Annotated in this window: 18 protein-coding genes; 6 read left to right on the top strand and 12 right to left on the bottom strand. The window is 43.2% G+C overall.

What is annotated here, in order from left to right; translation table 11 throughout:
• Positions 1-36: 36 nt before the first annotated feature.
• The 10 genes from IGJ26_RS06915 to IGJ26_RS06870 all read right to left on the bottom strand — a co-directional run bounded on the left by IGJ26_RS06915 (position 37) and on the right by IGJ26_RS06870 (position 10,576).
• Positions 37-870, bottom strand: a complete 834-nt coding sequence (locus tag IGJ26_RS06915) for a sugar phosphate isomerase/epimerase family protein (RefSeq protein ID WP_194199474.1) — start codon at positions 868-870, stop codon at positions 37-39.
• Positions 871-1,019: 149 nt separating this feature from the next.
• Positions 1,020-2,513 carry an extracellular solute-binding protein gene (locus IGJ26_RS06910; RefSeq protein ID WP_016613309.1) on the bottom strand — a complete coding sequence of 498 codons (1,494 nt, stop codon included), beginning with the start codon at positions 2,511-2,513 and terminating at the stop codon, positions 1,020-1,022.
• A gap of 3 nt (positions 2,514-2,516) precedes the next feature.
• Positions 2,517-4,109, bottom strand: a complete 1,593-nt coding sequence (locus tag IGJ26_RS06905; protein WP_121261097.1) for a glycoside hydrolase family 43 protein — start codon at positions 4,107-4,109, stop codon at positions 2,517-2,519.
• Positions 4,106-4,552, bottom strand: a complete 447-nt coding sequence (locus tag IGJ26_RS06900; protein WP_121261095.1) for a DUF4064 domain-containing protein — start codon at positions 4,550-4,552, stop codon at positions 4,106-4,108. The genes IGJ26_RS06905 and IGJ26_RS06900 overlap by 4 nt, the downstream gene beginning before the upstream one ends.
• On the bottom strand, positions 4,549-5,466 hold the full coding sequence (locus IGJ26_RS06895; RefSeq protein ID WP_086299535.1) for a pectinesterase family protein: 918 nt from the start codon (positions 5,464-5,466) through the stop codon (positions 4,549-4,551). The genes IGJ26_RS06900 and IGJ26_RS06895 overlap by 4 nt, the downstream gene beginning before the upstream one ends.
• Complete coding sequence (locus tag IGJ26_RS06890; protein ID WP_194199473.1) at positions 5,427-6,317, bottom strand: prolyl oligopeptidase family serine peptidase; 891 nt, start codon at positions 6,315-6,317, stop codon at positions 5,427-5,429. Before IGJ26_RS06890 ends, IGJ26_RS06895 begins: the two co-directional genes overlap by 40 nt.
• Complete coding sequence (locus IGJ26_RS06885; protein WP_008381518.1) at positions 6,314-7,630, bottom strand: glycoside hydrolase family 28 protein; 1,317 nt, start codon at positions 7,628-7,630, stop codon at positions 6,314-6,316. Before IGJ26_RS06885 ends, IGJ26_RS06890 begins: the two co-directional genes overlap by 4 nt.
• On the bottom strand, positions 7,627-8,748 hold the full coding sequence (locus IGJ26_RS06880; RefSeq protein WP_005236487.1) for a glycoside hydrolase family 88/105 protein: 1,122 nt from the start codon (positions 8,746-8,748) through the stop codon (positions 7,627-7,629). The genes IGJ26_RS06885 and IGJ26_RS06880 overlap by 4 nt, the downstream gene beginning before the upstream one ends.
• Before the next feature lie 166 nt (positions 8,749-8,914).
• The gene (locus tag IGJ26_RS06875; RefSeq protein WP_005236490.1) at positions 8,915-9,592 is read right to left on the bottom strand and encodes a YesL family protein; all 678 of its coding nucleotides are present in this window, start codon (positions 9,590-9,592) and stop codon (positions 8,915-8,917) included.
• Between the two features lie 15 nt (positions 9,593-9,607).
• Positions 9,608-10,576 (bottom strand): ABC transporter permease, encoded by a 969-nt coding sequence (locus IGJ26_RS06870; protein WP_008381525.1) that lies wholly within the window; start codon positions 10,574-10,576, stop codon positions 9,608-9,610.
• A gap of 259 nt (positions 10,577-10,835) precedes the next feature.
• Between IGJ26_RS06870 and IGJ26_RS06865 the strand changes: the two genes are divergently transcribed.
• On the top strand, positions 10,836-11,723 hold the full coding sequence (locus IGJ26_RS06865) for a carbohydrate ABC transporter permease (RefSeq protein ID WP_008381527.1): 888 nt from the start codon (positions 10,836-10,838) through the stop codon (positions 11,721-11,723).
• A gap of 62 nt (positions 11,724-11,785) precedes the next feature.
• Here the strand turns inward: IGJ26_RS06865 and IGJ26_RS06860 are convergent, their stop codons facing one another.
• Positions 11,786-13,999 carry an AraC family transcriptional regulator gene (locus IGJ26_RS06860; protein WP_429969926.1) on the bottom strand — a complete coding sequence of 738 codons (2,214 nt, stop codon included), beginning with the start codon at positions 13,997-13,999 and terminating at the stop codon, positions 11,786-11,788.
• Positions 14,000-14,161: 162 nt separating this feature from the next.
• On the opposite strand from IGJ26_RS06860, the gene IGJ26_RS06855 reads away from it, so the two are divergent.
• The 5 genes from IGJ26_RS06855 (at position 14,162) to IGJ26_RS06835 (ending at position 20,231) form a co-directional block, all read left to right on the top strand.
• Positions 14,162-15,142: a LacI family DNA-binding transcriptional regulator gene (locus IGJ26_RS06855; protein WP_086338117.1), complete on the top strand. Its 981-nt coding sequence runs from the start codon at positions 14,162-14,164 to the stop codon at positions 15,140-15,142.
• A gap of 70 nt (positions 15,143-15,212) precedes the next feature.
• On the top strand, positions 15,213-16,616 hold the full coding sequence (locus IGJ26_RS06850; RefSeq protein ID WP_430599972.1) for a tagaturonate reductase: 1,404 nt from the start codon (positions 15,213-15,215) through the stop codon (positions 16,614-16,616).
• Between the two features lie 12 nt (positions 16,617-16,628).
• The gene (locus IGJ26_RS06845; RefSeq protein ID WP_430599971.1) at positions 16,629-18,140 is read left to right on the top strand and encodes a UxaA family hydrolase; all 1,512 of its coding nucleotides are present in this window, start codon (positions 16,629-16,631) and stop codon (positions 18,138-18,140) included.
• A gap of 20 nt (positions 18,141-18,160) precedes the next feature.
• Complete coding sequence (gene uxaC / locus IGJ26_RS06840) at positions 18,161-19,549, top strand: glucuronate isomerase (protein ID WP_429947537.1); 1,389 nt, start codon at positions 18,161-18,163, stop codon at positions 19,547-19,549.
• Between the two features lie 10 nt (positions 19,550-19,559).
• Positions 19,560-20,231, top strand: coding sequence for a rhamnogalacturonan acetylesterase (locus IGJ26_RS06835; protein WP_429947536.1), 672 nt, complete (start codon positions 19,560-19,562; stop codon positions 20,229-20,231).
• A 258-nt stretch (positions 20,232-20,489) separates the two neighbouring features.
• Here IGJ26_RS06835 and IGJ26_RS06830 read toward each other — a convergent pair whose 3' ends face one another.
• Entirely contained in the window at positions 20,490-21,296 is an 807-nt protein-coding gene (locus tag IGJ26_RS06830) for a gluconate 5-dehydrogenase (RefSeq protein ID WP_005229917.1), read from the bottom strand.
• Between the last annotated feature and the right edge of the window lie 11 nt (positions 21,297-21,307).

Raw genomic sequence — 21,307 nt, 5'->3', positions numbered from 1 at the left:
GCTTTTCCTCATCAGTCACAATCAAAGACAGCTCGCTCACTTTTGCAATGCTTCAATCAGTGAAATGGCCGGCTGCATCGCTTCTTCGGTCGTCCCTTCTAACACAACATAACAAAATGGCTTGTATTCAGCGGTGATGGCCAATAGTTGTTGATAATCAATCCTTCCTTCTCCCAATGGCACTACCTTGATTTTACCATCGATTACTTGATAGTCCTTCAAGTGCAAGCAAACGATGGCATCACCAAAGCGGGAAAAAGCTTCCCTTGTCAAAGCGACTTGCTCTTGATAGTTCTTCGACGTAATCAGATTGGTTGGATCAAAGATGATCCCTAAATAGTCAGACGGTACTCGTTCCAGCAATTCTTCGATTCGATCGATCGATGATAGTGGATGATTCAAGCCCGCTTCAATCCCTAGCATCACTTGATGTCTCTTAGCCACTTGGACCAAACGCTTGATCACCTGAACCAAATCATCGAAAACGACGTCACTGAAATTTTCCTCGGTGTACCCCATATTTGGCAAAACCGAACCAGTTTCACTTGCAACCATAGCTGCATCAAAGTATTTGGCATGTGCGAGATAGGTCTCGAATCTGGATAAAATCGCCTCCCGTTTTTCCAGATCAGGATGGATCAGATTACTATAACAACTCAATAAAGCGACCTGAACATGAGATTGACCAAAAACACGTTTGAAAAAGCGGCCTGAACCAGGGCTTAATTGCTCTGGCTCTGCCCATTGCGGGAAGGATTTATTTAATGCAAATTGAATGTTATGAATGTTTTTGGCGGCAATTTTTTGCGCTAATTCTTCTGGGGACCCATAATTCTTTAAATCATGTCCCCGAACAGTTAGTTGAAACATAGCTTCTCCTTTCTTCACTGCTTTTGAAGCAAAAAGAAGACCAAGCAGCGAATCACTTCAACTGGTCTTGGTCTTCCAATCATTCAGCAGTAGCGGCTCCTCACTTCATCCATTCCTTCTCAACAGATGATCAGAACCTTTTGTGACCTCTATTGTTGTGAACGATAATCTTCCGTGAACTCATCAATGATTTGCTGTCCACCATTTCTTAAGAAGGTTTCGATCGCTGTATCAAACCCATCGATCTCGATTTCCCCAGTCATATATTGGTAGTAAGCGTCTGAGATTCCTTCAATCAAGCTTGACCATGAACGATCATAGGTTTCAGAGGTCAGCGATTGTGCAGGATTGATCACCGCAAACTCTTCATTTTCCCGAATCTTTTCATTGGCTAAGTTGACATATGGGTTGCTTGAAGGGAAAACTGTTACTAATTCTGATGGACGAGACGAAGAAAATGGTTGTACTTCTTGTTGCCACTTCGTATCATCTAAACGGACATAGACACCCTCATCATCAATTTCATAATGGACCCCTTCGATCCCTTGCGTCATCAAGGTAAACGGCTCTTCGTCCATCAAATCGTTGATAAATTTCAAAACAACACGTAAGTCTTCTTCGGTTTCAACATTGTTTTTCGGAATGGCTAACCAACCGCCCATTCCACCATTGGTATCAGAAAGGATACGACGTTCCACATTTTCATGGACGATATCATTGATCAAGACCCATTCCATATGCTCTTCATCAGTACCAGCTGCATCATCAATGTAGTTACGTACTTCTTGCAAACCACTCAATACAATCCCACCACGACCTTGAACGATATAGTTCTTCTGATCATTTTTCGCCATTACCGCAAAATCAGAATTCATCCAGCCGTTATCATAGATATTACGGAACCATTCCATTGCTTCTTTGTATTCTGGTTGCATAAAGGATGGCATCACTTCATCATCATCCGTGATCGTAAACCAATTGTCTGCACCAAAGTAACCTGAAAGTGAACGGAACCCAACATTAAAGGACTCATCACGTTCAACGAATCCGACCGTGTCATCTACCCCATTGCCATCTGGGTCTCCTTCTGTAAAGGCTTGTGCCACAGCTGATAATTCTTCTAAAGTCGATGGCACGTCCAACCCTAAATTGTCTAACCAATCTTTTCTTACGAGGACACCATAACGAGCGATCGGTTTTAGAAACGGTACACCATAGATATGACCATCGATCCGAGAAGATTCTAAGCGATCCTCAGAAATTTCTGCCAGATTCGGAAACTCTTCTAAATAGGGTTCCACATCCCAGAACATTCCAGATGCTAGCGAACTACGGACGGTTGTGTTATTGATTTCTGTCAAACTTACGATATCTGCTAAAGAATTTGACGCTAATGCTGCATTCAAGCGTTCTGTTTTTGATGCGTCCGGCACCCATGTAAAGTCGATCTCGACCCCTGTATATTCTTCTAACTTTTGTGTTACATCCCCAGACGGAGGTGAAGCGGTATGCAGCATCGCCATCCAAGAAATACTTGTTTTTTCATCACTTTCTGGTCCATCAGATGAACCTCCGCCATCGCCGCAGCCTGCTAAAAACAGTCCTGCACATAATAATAAACTTGCTACTTTCAACTTTTTCATTCGTTACCCTTCTTTCTCTATTTTTAGGGAATCATCATCGAGCGGATCTTTCCCTTGATACTTAAAGTACGTAAAATCGGCATAGCTTCCAGCAAAGTGATCTAGATCATGGGCACTGATTCCAATGAAATTCCCTGTAAAACCACCAGACAAGAACTGGATGTTTTGCTTTTTAAAGGGATGCCACGTTTGTGATTGCCGATAGAACCATTCTGCTTCTAGATAAGAACCGACTACTTTCAATCCGATCGGCTCACTTGAAGCAGCGAGGGGCAATTTATCTGGGAACAAGTGAAATTCTCCTTCACAACACCGAATCAGACGAAGGATCTTGCCGTCTTTTTCATCATAAGTCACATAGAAAAACAAATAGTTTTCTTCGTTTAAGAACAGCGACAATCCAGCCATCTGATTAAACGATTGGGGGTGGTATTCCATCGCTGTTTCAGCTTCAAAACAAAAGTCTTGTTGACGAATCGCCAATATGTGCTTATGAAAGTTCGATTGCATCGATTCTCCGCCGATCAATCGCAAATACCCTGGTCGCTCACTCAGATTGCACCACTCTTCATTGGGCAGCAATCGCCTACCGTTCCATGCTTTTTGCAACGATCCTTTAAAGTCATCAATAAAAACAGCAGGTGATGCCCTTTGCTTCTGAGCGTCGCTAGCGAGTCTGATGGTTTGATCTGGGATCGTATCATCATTGCTAAGACGCAGCCATCCTTCGTGATCCCAATAGACGGTTTGGAGTGCCGTCTCTCGTCCAAGGATCGCTGCCTCTTCTACTGGCCGAGTCATCAAATAGCTCATGACCCATTCTCCTGATGGTGCAATCGTCAAACTGCCATGACCTGTACATTGAAAAGGGGAATCTTCGCGCTGATAGGCACGCATCATGGGAAAATGCGGATCTACTTCATAAGGCCCAGTGATGGTTTTACTACGACAAACCGTTACCGCATGACCTGCACCCGTTCCTCCTTCTGCCGTCAGTAAGTAATAACACTCATTGTGGTAATAAAGATGCGGTGCTTCAGTCTTCGCCAGCTGGGTTCCAGAAAAAATTGGCACTCTGTCACCGATCAATCGGCCTTGTACTTCAGAGTATTCTTGGAGCACGATCCCCACCGATTTATTTGGTGTATCCTTACGATAATCCCAAAGCGCATTCAATAACCAGATACGCCCCTCTTGATCATGAAACAAGGACGGATCAAAGCCACTACCATTTAAGTAAATGGGCTCACTCCATGGCCCATGAATCGTAGGAGCCGTGATGAGATAGTTTCGACAGTCTTTGAAGGGACGTGTCGTGTTGCGGACATTTGTATAGACACAATAGTATTGTCCGTTTGCGTAACTGATTTGCGGTGCCCAAATGCTGCAATTTGCTGTGTTACCTAATAAAACCACCTGATTGGTCAGAATATCTGTTTCATGGGACCAATTGACTAGATCTCGAGAACAGTAGACCCGAATTCCTGGCAACCACTCAAAGGAAGAAACCGCTAAATAATAAGTATCCTCGACTTTTAAAATACTCGGATCAGGATGAAACCCTCTTAAAATCGGATTATTGATCATTGCCTTCATGCAACCCCTCCTTGTTTGCTGACTGTGTCCGTTGTTTTTTTGTTGTGTCGGTCATCGCGATGGAGAAAACAAAAACCCGCCGCTAAAAAGAAACAAAAGGCAATCGGAAAAGCGATCATTTGACTACCAATCAATGTCACGACACCAGTCAAAAAATAAATAGCACAAGATTGCATTCGATAATTACGATAGCGAACCAGCATCGTCGCCACTGAAACCAATATCAGGAGTGCCAACAGCGTGAAGCCAAACCAAGCACCGAGTGTTTGAAATTGCGCCAATGCTGCTTCTGCCGTCATTTGATTCAGTACAGTGGGAAACACACGTTGAAAGATCTCTTCGAACTGCTGGACAGTCATTTGATTGATCGCCAAGGAAAAGCCGCCCATCAACACCAGAGCGAGAACCATCCCGATCCAGCCAGACCATTTTGCCTTGCTCATTTTTCTATCACTCCTTCGATAGTCACCCATTCAGGACGTTTGGGGCTTGTTTGGTAACAACACATTCGCTCCGTGAACGCGACCGTTTGGTGGCTTGCTGTTTTTCCCCAATCAGACCATCCGCAAGGGGCGAGCTGTTGATCAAAGCAGCAGGATAAAAAAGTTACTTTGGCTTCATTGCGCCAAGGGCGGCCTAGATAATAGGCTTTGTCCCCTGTCACCCGACACCGATCGAAGGTTAACCCGCTTGCTTGTTTGCTAGTTGAGGCAGCAGTAACGTAGTTCGTTTGTGGTGTATTTTTACAATGCAGGCGACACTCTTCAAAGGTGACGGAACCACCGCCAAAAATAAAATCGACTGTTCCACTGATCCTGCAATGCAAAAACAAACTCTGTTGTTGGTCAAAGATTGTTTTTCGCCAAGGACTGATCATTGGTTCGCCTTCTTTGGTATATTTTGGCAATGGACCCAGACACAAGGTATCTTGAAAAGCATCGAGATGACAGCGTTCGAAGCGAATGTCATCCCCTTCGATATAGACGGCAACTGCTTGCCCGACTGCTTGCCCATACCCTGCGTCATTGATGATGGTCAGGTTTTTTACAAAGACTTCTCGGCTATTGATAAAGAGCGTCGCTGTTTGAAAGGTTCCTCTTTTTTGCCCATTTTCATCGGTTTGCTCGGCAGCCAAGTGGTAGCATAAGAACGTGTGGGGTTCCGCGATCAACGTAAGCTGGTTTTTATAGATTTTCACCTGTTCTTGATACACGCCAGAGGCGATCGTGATCTCACAAGGTGCGTTTAAGGCTTCAGCAGCCAACACGGCTGCTTGGATACTCGTAAAATCACCCTTTTGCGGCTCTTTACTAACCTTTAGCTTGATAGGAGGTGTTGTTTTAGAAATTCGATCCACTGCGCTCTCATCTCCTTGGTTTCTTCATGACCACCTGGCAAGCAACACGCCTGCCAATGCTCCTTGTAGCCTATTGCTTCATAATGCTGCCCGACCTGCTGATCCAAACGAGCGACGCCGCTTGAGGGGCAGCCACGATCCTCTTTGCCAACCAAACTCAAACGCGGGCGTGGTGCGATCTGTTTTTGGATCGCCGCAGTCGTAAAGTCTTTCAACACATTAGGAACATAATAGTAAAACCCATGTTTGCTTAGACGGTCCTCTTTGATCAATGCTTGATAGTCCACTTGTGCTGCCATGTCCACCACCACTGATATCCGTTCATCTAGCGCTGCCAACCACCAGCTCATCAAGCCCCCCATAGAAAGTCCCAATGTGGCGATAGCGGAATGTTTCACTTCTTTACGGGAAGCAAGATAGGTTAAAAACTGTTGATTGTCATAGATTCGTTGTCCCCATAATGTTTTGCCTTGCAACAGAAACCGCTTGTAGCTATCATTCTCACCGTTTTTTCGTTCGCCAAAACCCCACATGTCGATCACTCCAACGGCGACGTCCAGCTTCATAAATGCAGCGAATAGGCTTTCTTTTTGCATATACGGCGGACTTTGTCGCAGTTCTTCTTTCCCCATCGTGAAGTCGCCGCCATGAGAATGATTGAACAAAACGAGTGGAACCGGTTGCTGAGAGCTAGGATAAGCAAAGTATGCAGGGACATCCTCTTCTTGATTTAATCGTAGAAGTAAATGTTCCAAGGTATAATTTTGCACCTGCTCTTTTGTTTGCTGAACCACTTGTGGTGCAACTTTCATATCAGGACCTAGCAGCTGAAGTAACTGAGGATCCCTCACAAAAAATCTCCTTGAAATCCCAGAGGTTGACGATTCTCAAATGACTGTGTGACGGTGATTTCCCGGCTATTCTCGATATGGAACGCTTCAGTTACACCTTCCAAATTGATACGATCAAACTGAATATTCCGTCCACAGCCAATATAAAAACCTTGTTTTGTCATCTCTTCGATACCTGTCATCATCGCAGGCTTTCCTGGAATTGGGTGCTCAGCCATAGAGACGGCAATATCTTGGAAAGTGATATCTGAAATAAATTGTTCAGCCAAGCCATAAACAAACCCAGCGGCCGCATGGACATTCCGAGCCGAGATATTTGCAAAATGAATTCTCCGGAAATGAGGGGTTTCCTCGGTGATCGGGTACGGATTTTTATCCCAAACATACTTTTCTTTGCCTTTCGGTCCACAGAAATAGTAAAGATTTAAAGTGAATGGACAGATGACATTATCCATCACAATGTTATTCACTCGAATATCTTCGATCGTTCCGCCACGTCCACGACGTGATTTCAAACGAATCCCACGATCGGTATCTTGAAAAATACAATTACTAATAGTGACATTACGAATATCGCCGCTCATCTCACTCCCTAGAACGACGGCCCCATGCCCATGAAGCATATGGCAATTTACGATCGTGATATTCTCACAAGCGACCCGTTCTTTAGTGTCCTCCGTTCCTGATTTGATGGCGATACAATCATCGCCAACATCGATATGACAGTTACTGATGCGGACATTTTTACAAGATTCAGGATCGATCCCATCTGTATTTGGCGAATCCGCTGGATTTTTGATGCGAAGATTATCGATCGTTAGATTTTGACAAAGAATCGGATTGACGGTCCAACTGGGTGAATCGACAAGACGGATATCTTTCAACGTAATTTGCTGGCAAGAGTCAAAACTGATTAATTTTGGTCGTGGATAAGCAAGCTGTTCACGATTTTCCCGAAAGGTCTTCCACCATCTTTGCCCTTGTCCATCAAGCATTCCTAGTCCTGTGACAGCGATATTTTCCGCATTCTCGGCATATAAACAAGAGGCATAAACTTCCCGTTTGACCCCTTCCCAGCGAGACACGACGACGGGATAGTCTTTGGGATCATCAGAAAATACTAAGGTCGCCCCCAATAGTAGGTGCAGTTCAATGTTACTTTTTAAAAAGAGCGCACCCGTCGGATAGCGTCCTGCTGAAAAAGTGATTCTGCCTCCTCCTTGTTGATGCAATTCATCAATTTTTTCTTGAATCGCTTCTGTCAACAGACCTTCTTTTCCTTGTAAATCAGCTGTAGTCAATTGGATATTCATTTCTTGCTTCCTTCCTCCGTTAATGGTTGCAGCAGTAAACTCGCTTGTAAAAAGGCACCGTATCCTTTGAAATCATTCGTGATAACGGGTTCACTGATATAGTAAACAAACGTACCATCCCGATTATCTGGTCCACCAAGACCAGCAACTTCACAGTTTCTGATCAGATTCAACCAACCTTCTTTTGTTAAAAAGACAAACTCATCCAGCAATCCTTGATAGGTCTCTTGGGCAAACACTTGCCATTTTTGATCGATGATCCCTGCTTTGACCGCTTTCGCTGTTGCGTAACAAATCATTGAAGAAGCGGATGCTTCTAAATAATTCCCACGCTCCCTGCCTTTATCTAAGACTTGATACCACACTTTTTTCTGGGGATCTCTTACTTTAGCAAGAGCTTCTAGACAGGAGACAAACATGTTTTCTAATGGATTCTTCAGCTCTGATTCCCCTAATAGCACCATCGTATCTGTGAGAGCCATCATGAACCATCCCATTGATCGTCCCCAGAAATTTTTTGAACAACCGGTCTCAGGATCTGCCCACGGCTGGACTTTTTGTTCATCCCACGCGTGATACAAAAGACCCGTTTTTGGATCTAGGGTATGCGTAAAGCATAAGGTGAATTGCTTGATTACATCTGCCAATGCTTCTTCTTTCTCAAATGTCAGTGCGTATTCTGTCAAAAATGGGGCCCCCATATATAAGCCATCTAACCACATTTGATATGGATAGATTTTTTTATGCCAGAACCCACCTTCGCTTGTTCTTGGCATCTGCTGTAATTGTTGATACAGCGTGTCCAAGGCGATCTTGTATTTTGAAGCACCTGTTTCTTTGTATAGTAAGAATAAACATTTGCCATTATTGATGTAATCGATATTCATCGCATCCATCTGATAGTTTTTGATACAACCGTCTTCGTCAATATAAACATCCATCGTGTTTTGGATATAGTCGAAATAGCGTTTATCACCAGTTTGCTCATAGGCTTCTTTCACGCCTTGTAAAACGACCCCGATGTCATAGGACCATTTTCCGTGATAAATTTTTTCTTTGCATAAGTAGTCATAGCGCTCAAATAATGTGTTCAAAGCAATTTCCGAATAGTTCTTCATGTACGATACTTCCTTTTATTGTAGTCTCCTCAATTCATAGAGCTGTTTCAATGAATCCGTTTTACTGGCTGTAATTCATGAGGGTTCAGCTTGTTCTGCTATTTTTCAGGTGTTTTCTAGTGACCGTTTTGTTCACGGACCAGTAAAAGTCTTTGAGCCGTTTTCTTTAGATAATGACCTCATCTCCTTTACTGGCAACGGTTTGCTCCGTAGTCGATGCCGTTTTTGAAACCACCTGATCTGTTTCAATTGGGTGGATATCTTGAAGAATTTTTTTACCAGCAAGGGCAAAAACACCACCAACTAAGCTGCTCCCCATCAAAATGAGGCCGATCAAGAAATAGCTGCCAAGAACTAAATAGCCAACGATCAAAATCGACCAACTAATGATCGAATAATGCAGATAGCCTAAACCTAACAACGCACTCCCTCGCAGGATCTCAAACACGGTCACAAAGTTAGTGGCTGCCATGACGGTATACACGTGCATGAATAAAAAGAGAAACGCAATCAAAAAGAGGACATTCGCTACTTGGATAAACCATGGAAATGGCGCAAATATGTTGGTGATCACGATCGCTGCAATGATGAGAAACAACCAACTGATCAGCACCGATTGTCGGAACCGTTCTTTACTATAGTAGAAAAAACTTTTGATCAAAGGCGGTCGTTCGTGAAGACGAAGCCAGCGATCATAATATTTCATCATGGCATACGAGGCTGGTCCGATTCCCAAAAAGATTCCCCCCAGAAGTGTCACACTTAGCCAAAGAAAATGAAGGGCGATCAGGGTCAAAAACGCGGTTAGCCCATCGTTGATTTTCGTGATTTTCTCAATCGTCATATGATCCCCTCTTTCTTAATAGATACCATCTTCCCCAATTTTTTTCGCCAAACGATTCGCAAAGACAACGAGGATCAAACCTACAAGACCTTTAAACAGCCCAACAGCTGTCGAGTAACTCAATTGACCATTTTGAATCCCGGCGGTATAGACAAAGGTATCAAAGATTTGGGCAACCTCACGGTTCATTGAGTTCATTAATAGGAACATATGCTCAAAGCCCATATCTAAGATCGAACCGATTTTTAAAATCATTAAGGTCACAATCGTCGGACGAATACACGGCAACGTGATGTGCCACATTTTACGTAGTTTGCCAGCCCCATCCATATCCGCAGCTTCATAAAGCTGTTCATCAACATTGGTAATAGCGGCTAGATAGACGATCGTCCCCCAACCGGCACCTTTCCAAAGATCTTGGAAAATGTACATTGGACGTAGCCAAGTACGGCTAGTTAAGAATGGGATACGTTCCCCACCAAGACTTTCGATCATGTTATTGATCACACCGCCTTCAGTCGTCAACAGGACGTAGAAGATTGAAACTACGATCACCCACGACATAAAATGAGGCAAATAAATAATCGTCTGGATACTTTTTTTCAAGCGACGGTTATTTACTTCATTTAACATAAGCGCCAATAAAATAGGAAAAGGGAAGGAAATCGTGATATTTAAGAAAAACATGATCAGCGTGTTGCGCATCAACATCACAAAAGTATCTTCAGTAAAGAGCCGAATAAAATGAGTAAACCCAACAAAGGGACTGCCTAAGATCCCTAAGAATGGCTGGTAGTCTTGAAAAGCGATGACTAAACCGCCCATTGGAATGTAACGAAAGATAATAAAATATAAAATACCTGGCAATACCATAATATAGAGCGCACGATTTTTTCTGATTTGCGCCCATTTTTTCTTTTTCAACCGCAGTCGCTGTTCTTCTTCAGTAAGTGGTGAGAAGTAATTATCAACTTTTGTTTCCATACTTGTTCCTCCGAGTTTTTTTGATTTGATAGTCCCATGGTAGCGTGTAAGAAAGATAACGTATATAATCATTTTCTCAGCATTGGAAAGGCATACATTTTTTAGGATTATTTCTCGGTCGAATTGGAAAACCATTGATTTATCAACGTTTGTCATGATTGTGATTTTTTTAACATGTAAAAGTGATTATATACGTTGTCCCCGCCTCATGATACGTTGGAAATACCTATTTAAGTAAAAAAAGATGGAGGTTTTTCCTATGCAACAAACCCTAAAAAAAACGAACCGCCCGAAGAGTGAACGGGTTGTTCAAGGATTTATTATCGGTTTTCTACTACTCTTTACCTTAATGTGTCTCTTGCCTTTTCTGAACATTCTCGGAAGCTCCTTTGCTTCTTCTTCTGAGATTGCGACACGAACATTTATCATTATCCCACGTGAATTTAGCTTAAATGCTTACCGGTATATTCTCTCGACTCCCACGATTTTTACGAGTATTGGTGTTTCCCTTTTTGTGACCATCGTCGGAACGGTTCTTTCAATGATCTTGACCTCTTTTATGGCCTATGCTCTTTCAAGAAAATATTTGCATGGACGTGGCATCTTCAATTTTATTGTCGTATTTACGATGTTGTTTAGCGGAGGGATGATCCCAAGTTTTATTTTGGTACAAAGCCTCGGCTTGATCGATTCTCTCTGGGCACTGATCTTACCGAGCGCCATCAGTGCATATAATATGATCATTATGAGAAACTTTTTCCAAGGGATTCCTGATAGTTTAGAGGAATCAGCAAAAATGGATGGTTGCTCTGATTGGGGCGTCTTTTTCCGTATCATCTTACCTCTTTCCTTACCATCGATTGCGACGATCTCTTTGTTCTACGCTGTTAGTTATTGGAATACTTATCAATCAGCGATTTTGTACATCAATGATTCAGCGAAATGGCCGATCCAAGTGCTCCTTCGACAAATCGTGATTGTCTCCAGCGGGATGAACGCCGATGCCGCTAGTGTCGATGTTGTCCCCCCAGCACAATCCGTGAAAATGGCCGTGATCGTCGTTGCGACTTTGCCAATGTTGATCGCCTATCCATTTGTCCAGAAGTATTTCGTGAAAGGTGCCATGGTTGGTTCCGTCAAAGGGTAGCCAACAGGCAGCAAAGAAAAAAAGCGTTTTTTGATCGTTGATCAAAAAACGCTTTTTTTCTTTTAATCTTTGGATCGTTTGCGATACTCTCCGGGTGTCATCTGTTCTTTCTTTTTGAAAAAGCGGATAAAGTTTTGAGAGTTGGTATATTGTAGGTTGGCGGCGATTTCTTTGATGGTCAAATCGGTTTCTCTTAACCACTTTTTCGCGACTTGCAATCGATAGTTTTGTAAGTAATCGGCAAAATTGATGGATAATTCCTTTTTAAACACATTACTTAAGTAATTGGCATTATAATGCAACTGTTCAGCAATGCTATCTAAGGAGAGATCTTGGTCGTATTGTTGGTGTACGATCAAGACCATCTTTTCAGACAAGGAGCGAATTTCTCGATCTGTTTTGGCTTGTGTCGTTTCAACGATAGGTAAAACTAACTCTTGATAGATGATTTGCTCAACTTTGAACAAACTGGTTTGGTTGAGCACGGATTGATAGACTTTACGACTATTCTGCAAGCTAGTATGATCTGCTCCTAGGAGTTGCCCTAGCTGAACGATACTGTTGATCAACTTAAACAAGGCACTTTCAATCGTCAACGGATTTTTGTTTTCATGAATGATTTCGCGCACGACTTCTGTGTAACTCGTTTTGATGGTCGCTAGATCCCCACTACGCATTGCATCCAAAAAGGTGCTTTCTGCTTCTCTAGGGTACTGAACGATCGCATTATTGTCTAATTGTGCCGCAATGTCGTCAAAAAAGATAATGACTTCTTCCCCTAAATTCATTCGATAGTGCAAGGCTTCTTTAGCGTTATCAACCGCTAATTTGGTTTCTACGAGGCGGTCGTAGGATTGTGAGACCCCACAACTTATTTTGATTTTCAAGTAATCTTTTGCCGCTTGATGGATCTTTTGACAATAGGTCAATACTTGTTTTTGGTCAACTGATTCAGGAAGCTTTAAAATTGTTCCTTGGGTTTCTTGACTGGAGATGATTGGCTGAAAACGCAAATTCGCCGGAATGATTTCAGAAACGAGATTCTCGATGGCAAGCAAGAATATATCAATAGTCGCTGTTTCTCGTCCACACAAATCATCGATTTGAATCAGTAATACGGCATAGTGTTCCGTTTCGGATACTTCATACCCAAATTGTGACAGTTTTAAGTGACTATCTGCTTCTGAGATACAGCCGCGAAACAAGTTTAATAAAAACAAGGATTCTAACTCGGGCTTTTGGTGTTCAACTTTGACGGCGAGATCGTGGTTTTGATGTAAGACCTGGTCGATATCGGAAATCAACTGATTGACTTCTAATTTCTGACCTTGTTTTTTGGGCTTTAAAAGCTCACCGATCCGATTGATGGGTGAGGTAGCCACGATCGCAATGCGATAGGATACTAATAAAAAGAGGATGATCAAAAGACTGCCAATCACGATCAAACCGCTTCTTAATTCACGGATTGCTTGCGAAACACTGGCAGGTGCCAAACGGATCACATGATACCACTGATTGTAATCCGATTGTGTGACCACATACTTATTGTTTTCTTTGTCAGTGAAGATACCATCGTCGTGGGCAGCTGCGATCATTGTTTCGTGTAAGTCAGAATCGATCACTTCACCATTATCGAAAAGCAGTTGTCCGTCCGCATGAAAAATATTCAAAAAGGAATCGTCATGATCTGCCACCAACTGTGCAATGGTATGGTCTTGGATTTCAGCGATCCCCAAAGCAGTGGTTTCCTGTCGAAAAACAGGCAGCGTCATCACCATTTTTAAATAGCCATCTTCTGGCAACCAATACAAGTAGCGTTGGTTGTCAATCAACGCTTGAAAAGCAGCGAATTCAGTATCATCGATCTGTTTTAAGGAGCCTTCTTCGATTTTCCAATGCTGATTCAAATTCACCAATTGGTAGCTGGCGTTTTCGATCCCCATCACACCAATGTAAGCAAGTTGCGAATTGATCTCGCGCACTTGTCGATAATTCGTCACGGAAAATGGCTGTTCCATCGTATCGGAAAAGCTTTGAGTACTGCTATATGTAGAAAAGGCATACTCCACCATCTGAATTTTTTGATCCAGATTTTCTTTGACTTGGTTGACCAAATTATGTTGACTTTGCAAAAACGTTTCTTGAATGTTTTGATACGTTCGATGATAAATGACCCCGCTAAATCCAACGATTAAAGCGCTACCAATTAGAAAAATCAAAATAAATATTTTATAAAACAAGTTGGATGTTTGATGATAGCTTAAAAAGAATTTCATAGACTCCCTCCCATTACCTAACTATCTTCTTTTATACTAGCACATCCCAGAAAAAGTTCCTATGTTATTTTGAAAAATGTTTCACGTGTGCATCCTTGGTGTATTGACATTCTCGTGGGAACAAGCTATGCTTGAATCAAGCAAAAAGGAAGAAGGTTTTCTATGGTCACGATCAAAGATATCGCCAAAGTCGCTGGTGTTTCACATACAACTGTTTCTCGTGCGTTAAACGATAGCCCATTAATCAAGCCAGAAACAAAAAAGAAGATCGCAGCCATCGCTGAATCTTTACACTATGTGCCCAATGTCAATGCCAAAAGTCTGGTGAATCAAAAATCCTATATCATTGGTCTTTATTTTTCTCATCTATCCATTGGTACTTCCGATAGCTTTTTAGTCGAAGTGATCAAAGGAATCAGTGATACCCTACCATCCGAATATACTTTGGCGGTTCATGAATTATTGCAATCCGATACATTTGATGAAGAGCCGAATCGCCTAGATGGAGCGATCGTGATGAGTCAAAGCGATCGTGATGACGGCTTTATCGCTGCTCTTTCAAAGAAAAACATTCCCATCGTCGTTTTGAATCGTCAATTACAGGATGCAACCTTGATGAATGTCACTAGTAATGATGCCCAAGGGGTCTATCAAATGATGACCTATGTGCTTGAACAAGGCTTTCGAAAGATCGCCATGATCGAAGGGATCGCTTCCTTTGGCTCCGCTAGAGAGCGCCGCAAAGGATTTATGAAAGCGATTCAAGAAAAGCAGCTTGTCTGCCCGAAAGAATACTTCGTAGCTGGCGACTACTCGTTGGAAAGTGGTCAGCTGGGTGCCCAGCAGCTACTCGCTTTACCTGAACCACCTGAAGTGATTTTTTGCGCCAATGATGATATGGCGATCGGTGCGATCAATGCCTGTCATCAAGCAGGACGAAAGATCCCAGAGGAGATCGGTATCATCGGTTTTGATGATAGTTCTTTTTCTCCCTATACGTATCCCCCTTTAACAACGATCCGCAAACCAGTCTATGAAATGAGTCAATTGGCAGCAACTCTGCTGTTGCAAGCATTTGCCAATCAAGTAGTTGAGAAACAACATTTCTTTGATACCTCGTTAATCATTCGTCAATCGCTGTAAGCCTCTTGTTTTCAAGAGCGCTTACGCAAAAATGTTAACGTGTGCATAACTATTTTTTAAGGAGGATTCTATGAAAAAAATTACCGAACAACCCCATCAAACCTATCCAGCCCGAGTGATTCAATTCGGGGAAGGCAATTTTATGCGGGGCTTTTTTAACTGGCAGCTGCAGCAAATGAACAAACAAGGGCTTTTTAATGGCAGTGCCGTTGTGGTACAGCCGATTGATCACGGCTTGAAAGAGCTGTTGGCACAACAAGAAAATCTCTACACCATTATCTTAGAAGGACTTGTCGATGGCGCTTTATCTCAAACATTTGAAGTCGTCTCCACCATTGATCAAGTGCTGAATCCTTATCAGCAATGGGAAGACTATCTTGCTTTAGCCGAAGATGAGCAACTCGAGATCATCGTTTCTAATACGACGGAAGCAGGTATTGCGTTTCACCCAGAGGATACCTTACACGATACCCCTCCCCACAGTTTCCCTGCAAAACTGACCGCTCTTTTGTATCGTCGTTTTCAACGACAAAAACCGGGATTTTTGATCATTCCTTGTGAATTAATCGATCGGAATGGGGAAAAACTAAAAGAGATCGTCTTACAATATGCCGCATTATGGTCTTTGGAGTCAGACTTCGTCAACTGGTTAGAAAAAGAAAACACCTTCTGCTGCAGCTTAGTCGATCGGATCGTTCCAGGATATCCTCGCGATAAAGTGGCACAATACCAAGAGATTCTTGGCTATGAGGATGCCGTAATGGTCACTGCGGAACCCTTTATGCTCTGGGTGATCGAAGGAAGCGGCGTAGCCGAAAAGCTTCCCTTGCAAGAAGCTGGGTTGAATGTGATCGTGACAGAAGATATGACCCCCTATCGTGAACAAAAAGTACATTTATTAAATGGTCCTCATACGGCGATGGTTCCACTCGGTCTTTTAGCTGGTTTAGAAACCGTTGAAGAAGTAATGAACGACCGTGATTTTGCAGCCTTTTTGGATGGTCTTTTTCTGGAAGAGTTGATTCCAATGCTTGATTTGCCTAAAGCGCAGCTTGCAGCTTATGCGGAACAAATCAAAGAGCGCTTCAGAAATCCTTATGTGAAGCATCAGCTGCAATCGATCGCTTTAAACAGCGTCTCAAAATTCCGTGCGCGTCTTCAACCAGTCTTAACTCGTTATGTCCAACAAAACCAGCAGTTACCAAAACGAATCACTGCCGCACTGGCAGGGTTGCTGACTTTCTATCTCACACGACCCTTTCAAGATGATGAGCTAGTGACAACCATATTTCAGCAAGTGAAACAATTACCAGCAGAAGAACAGATCGCCACTCTATTAAAAAATGAGCAACTCTGGCATGCAGACCTGAGCTTTATGACAGCGACAATCAATGAAATGTGCGCATGTCTAAAACAAGACGGACCCCGCCAGTTACTTGCGTCGATTGACACCCCTGAGCCAAGTTTGAAATAAAGGAGAATCTTTATGTCCAGCACATTAACAGAAACACCCGCGCAACTATTGAAATTGCACCCTAATGATAATGTCGCAGTCGCATTAAAACCACTAGCTGCTAAAACGACCCTTTCATTTGAAGACCAAACGATCACCCTTTTTGAGGATATTCCACAAGGACACAAAATCGCCCTCAAAGAACTAGCTCAATCACAAGACGTGATCAAATATGGCTACCCCATTGGACATCTCTTAACTGATGTTAAAACTGGCCAATGGTTGCATACCCACAATGTCAAAACCAACCTTTCTGGTACCTTAGCATACACCTATGCCCCCGATTTGCATCCCGTCCGTTATCCAAAAAGGGCTGCGACGTTCCAAGGGTACCGGCGGGCAAATGGCAAAGTTGGGATTCGTAATGATTTACTGATCGTGCCAACAGTTGGTTGTATCAATGGTATCGCTGAGATCATTGTTGAAAACTTCAAGAAGAATCATCCAGATCTTGGCACCTTTGATCATATTACGATCCTTAAACATCCCTACGGCTGCTCCCAGTTAGGCCAAGATCATCAAAACACCCGTCAAATTTTAATTGATGCGGTGCATCATCCAAATGCCGGTGGCGTCTTGGTCTTTGGCTTAGGTTGTGAGAACAACACCGTTCCCGAGTTTAAGAAAAACCTGGGTGACTACGATCCAAAGCGCGTCAAATTTATGGTGGCACAGGAAAGCGACGATGAAATTGCGGTCGGCGAAAGCTTATTAGAAGAATTACTGGAAGCAGCAAAAGAGGATCAACGAGAAGCCGTTCCCTTGAGTGAGCTAAAGATCGGGTTAAAATGTGGGGGTTCTGACGGGTTTTCTGGGATCACCGCCAACCCTTTGTTAGGGGCATTTTCTGACTTTTTAGTTTCTCAAGGTGGCAGCACAGTCTTGACGGAAGTACCCGAAATGTTTGGCGCTGAACAAGTCTTGATGGCGCGTGCACAAGATGAAGCAACCTTTGAAAAAATCCTCCATCTAATCAACGACTTTAAAGATTATTTTCTTGCTTACGGTGAACCAGTCTATGAAAATCCTTCTCCTGGCAATAAGGCAGGCGGTATCACTACGCTAGAAGATAAGTCATTAGGCTGTACCCAAAAATCTGGGACTTCCGCTGTCGTCGATGTCTTAAAATATGGGGAAAAACTCCGTAAACCAGGCTTGAGCCTGCTAGAAGGTCCAGGAAACGACCTTGTTGCCGCTTCTGCACTGGCTTCTGCCGATTGCCAACTCGTCTTATTTACCACTGGTCGCGGCACGCCATTTGGTGCCTATGTGCCGACCATGAAAGTTGCCACGAATCAAGAGATTTATCATAAGAAACCCCACTGGATGGATTTCAACGCTGGCCGCTTGTTGGAAGAGCCGATGGAGGTCGTGCTGGAAGACTTTATTCAAGCGATCATCGATACTGCCAGTGGAAAACCGACTCGTAATGAAGCCAACAACGTTCGTGAGATCGCCATCTTTAAAAATGGTGTGACACTATAACCAAAGAAAAGAGGTTCGACATGTTTTTAAATGAAAACTATTTACTGCCAAATGAAATTGCTCAAACCCTTTACCATGAATATGCCAAAGATCTGCCGATCATTGATTACCACTGCCACTTAGACCCGAAAGAAATCTATGAGGATCGGCCCTTTAAAACTATCACCGAGGCATGGCTAAGTGGCGATCATTACAAGTGGCGGTTGATGCGCGCTTGTGGCGTACCAGAAGAAGCGATTACGGGCAATGCCAGTGATTACGAAAAATTTTTGGCATGGTGTCAAACAGTGCCAAAATTGGTGGGAAACCCCCTTTACAGTTGGACCCATTTAGAGTTAAAGCGATTTTTTGCGATCGATCTTCCCGTTACTGAAGAAAATGCCGAAACTTTGTGGAGGCTATGCAACGAAAAATTGCAGCAAAAAGACTTTACCCGAAGAGCTTTGATTGCTCGCAGTAACGTCGAGATCGTTTGCACCACAGATGATCCAGTCGATGATCTTCACTATCATCACCAATTAAGCCAAACAGAGCAACGTTTTCGGGTCTTGCCGACCTTTCGACCTGACAAAGCGTTACAAATCGACCATCCGAATTTTCTTACCTATGTTACCAAACTCGAAAAGAGTGTCGAAAACGCGATCACTACCTACGATGCTTTCTTGACAGCCTTGCGGGACCGTGTAACCTACTTTCACCAGCATCACTGCCGCTTGTCTGACCATGCGCTGGATACTTTAGTGTATGCTGCAGACGAACAGTTATCCCTTGAAACAATTTTTGCTAAAGCATTAGCTGGGGAATCTTTGGAGGAAAACGAAGTCTCGTTCTTCAAAACCAATGTTCTAGTTGAACTGATGAAGCTGTATCACGAACATGGTTGGACGATGCAACTGCATGTCCATGCGTACCGTAACTGCAATCAACGAATGTTTGAGCGCTTGGGACCAGATACGGGCTACGATGGCATCAATGATCAACCACTGACTCAAAACTTGCAGAAATTATTGAACGCTGCTGATGCGCAGGACCATTTGCCTCAAACGATTCTCTACTCCTTAAATCCCAATGACTATGATGCACTCGTCGCTTTGATGGGGTGCTTCCAGCAAGAAGGCAATAATAAATTGCAGTTAGGATCTGGCTGGTGGTATAACGACACCCGCGCAGGCATGCGTCACCAATTGACGAAATTCGCAGACGGCAGTGTGATCTTTAACTTTGTCGGCATGCTGACGGATTCAAGAAGCTTTCTGTCTTACACCCGTCATGAATATTTCCGACGCATCTTTTGTGAATGGCTTGCTGAGATCGTTGTACGTGGTGAAGCCCCTGCTGATCTTCGTCAGTTAAAACCATTAGTAGAAAATGTCTGTTATCAAAACGCCAGCAACTACTTCAACTTTTAGGAGAAAGCAAATGGTAAAAATCGTCATCGTCGGTGATTCCACCGCATCGATCAAAGAGCCTAGCGCTCGTCCAGAAACGGGCTGGGGAGAAAAAATCTCACGCTATCTACCCCAGCATCAAATCGTCAACTTGGCAAAAAATGGGCGTTCCTCCAAGAGCTTCATTGAAGAAGGACGCTTGTTGCAGGCAGAAAAAGAACTACATGCTGGTGATTATCTCTTGATTCAATTTGGACACAATGATCAAAAAACAGATAGTCGCGGTACGACACCTGTTGAATATCAGCATAATTTAACAACCTACGTGCAAACGGCACGCCAGCAGCAAGCGACACCGATCCTATTGACCTCGATCACTCGTTTGCATTACGTGGACCAACAACAACTTGATCCTTTGGCAGTCGGTCCTTACCCAGAAGCAATGCGTGCTTTGGCTACCTCCTTGGATGTGGTCTGTCTGGATCTTTTTGCCGCAACACAACGGTTCTTTTCAGCGCTGGAACCACAACAGGCGAAAACCTATTTTCTTCATTTAGAAAAAAATCAGCACCCCAATTATCCAGCCGGCATTACGGATAACACGCATTTGAATGACCAAGGTGCTACAGCCGTCGCCAAATTAGTTGCAGAATGTTTGAAAGATGCTCCATTACCGCTTGCACAACAAGTTCTTTTAGATTGAAACTCATTGTTTGTGTTGAATCTTCCCCTAACATAAATACGCTACCTGATTTGAAAAAGAGCTACTCAAGCAAAACGCTGCGAAGAACATTTTCCTTCACAGCGTTTTGCTTTTGATTCTTATTAAAGGATTTGTTTGCCATTCCTTTGCTTCAACCCATTTATCGCCAAGCTACCTTTTAAAAACTTGCATTTCTTAGGTGTTGCACCATAAAAATGGGAACGATTGCAATCGTCCCCATCCTTACTACTGATTGTTTTATTCAGGTTGTTTCCCGATATACGCCAAGATACCGCCGTCTACATATAAGACATGGCCATTGACAAAGTTTGATGCCTCAGAAGCTAAGAAAACCGTTGGTCCTGCTAAATCTTCTGGCTCACCCCAACGGGCAGCAGGTGTTTTCGCTACGATAAATTGATCAAATGGGTGACGAGAACCGTCTGGTTGGATCTCTCGTAATGGTGCGGTTTGCGGTGTTGCAATATAACCAGGTCCGATCCCATTACATTGAATGTTAGCTGAACCAAATTCAGCACAAATGTTTTTCGTCAACATTTTCAAGCCGCCTTTAGCCGCTGCGTAACCAGCCACTGTTTCTCTTCCCAATTCACTCATCATTGAGCAAATGTTAATGATTTTTCCATGTCCTTTTTTGATCATTGACGGTAAGACTGCTTTTGAAACGATAAATGGAGCGTTCAAGTCCACGTCAACGACTTGGCGGAAGTCTTCAGCAGACATCTCCAACATCGGGATTCGTTTGATGATCCCAGCATTATTGACTAAGATATCAATCACGCCAACTTCTTCTTCGATCTGCTTGACCATTTCGTTGACTGCTTTTTCATCCGTTACATCACAGACATAGCCGTGGGCTTCGATCCCTGCTTCACGATAGTTTGCTAATCCTTTATCCACTGATTCTTGATCCAAGTTGTTAAAAACGATCGTTGCTCCTGCTGCTGCTAATGAACGAGCGATCGTAAAACCGATCCCATAGACAGCTCCAGTCACTAATGCGATCTTACCATCTAAACGAAATTGATCCATTGAAAAATCCATAATTGATAAAC

This window comes from Enterococcus sp. AZ095a (assembly GCF_050546735.1).
In the GTDB taxonomy this organism is placed as follows: Bacteria; Bacillota; Bacilli; order Lactobacillales; family Enterococcaceae; genus Enterococcus_D; species Enterococcus_D entomosocium.
The sequence above is the reverse complement of the archived record's forward strand: the minus strand, read 5'-3'. Positions and strand labels throughout refer to the sequence as shown.

Bases quoted from the DNA above. Each gene is read 5' to 3' on its own strand.
- IGJ26_RS06835 (WP_429947536.1), top strand. From the start codon at position 19,560: ATGGTAAAAATCGTCATCGTCGGTGATTCCACCGCATCGATCAAAGAG.
- IGJ26_RS06885 (WP_008381518.1), bottom strand. From the start codon at position 7,630: ATGAATATCCAATTGACTACAGCTGATTTACAAGGAAAAGAAGGTCTG.
- IGJ26_RS06855 (WP_086338117.1), top strand. From the start codon at position 14,162: ATGGTCACGATCAAAGATATCGCCAAAGTCGCTGGTGTTTCACATACA.
- IGJ26_RS06830 (WP_005229917.1), bottom strand. From the start codon at position 21,296: ATGGATTTTTCAATGGATCAATTTCGTTTAGATGGTAAGATCGCATTA.
- IGJ26_RS06870 (WP_008381525.1), bottom strand. From the start codon at position 10,576: ATGGAAACAAAAGTTGATAATTACTTCTCACCACTTACTGAAGAAGAA.
- uxaC (WP_429947537.1), top strand. From the start codon at position 18,161: ATGTTTTTAAATGAAAACTATTTACTGCCAAATGAAATTGCTCAAACC.
- IGJ26_RS06880 (WP_005236487.1), bottom strand. From the start codon at position 8,748: ATGAAGAACTATTCGGAAATTGCTTTGAACACATTATTTGAGCGCTAT.
- IGJ26_RS06865 (WP_008381527.1), top strand. From the start codon at position 10,836: ATGCAACAAACCCTAAAAAAAACGAACCGCCCGAAGAGTGAACGGGTT.
- IGJ26_RS06915 (WP_194199474.1), bottom strand. From the start codon at position 870: ATGTTTCAACTAACTGTTCGGGGACATGATTTAAAGAATTATGGGTCC.
- IGJ26_RS06845 (WP_430599971.1), top strand. From the start codon at position 16,629: ATGTCCAGCACATTAACAGAAACACCCGCGCAACTATTGAAATTGCAC.
- IGJ26_RS06860 (WP_429969926.1), bottom strand. From the start codon at position 13,999: ATGAAATTCTTTTTAAGCTATCATCAAACATCCAACTTGTTTTATAAA.
- IGJ26_RS06905 (WP_121261097.1), bottom strand. From the start codon at position 4,109: ATGAAGGCAATGATCAATAATCCGATTTTAAGAGGGTTTCATCCTGAT.
- IGJ26_RS06900 (WP_121261095.1), bottom strand. From the start codon at position 4,552: ATGAGCAAGGCAAAATGGTCTGGCTGGATCGGGATGGTTCTCGCTCTG.
- IGJ26_RS06875 (WP_005236490.1), bottom strand. From the start codon at position 9,592: ATGACGATTGAGAAAATCACGAAAATCAACGATGGGCTAACCGCGTTT.
- IGJ26_RS06910 (WP_016613309.1), bottom strand. From the start codon at position 2,513: ATGAAAAAGTTGAAAGTAGCAAGTTTATTATTATGTGCAGGACTGTTT.
- IGJ26_RS06850 (WP_430599972.1), top strand. From the start codon at position 15,213: ATGAAAAAAATTACCGAACAACCCCATCAAACCTATCCAGCCCGAGTG.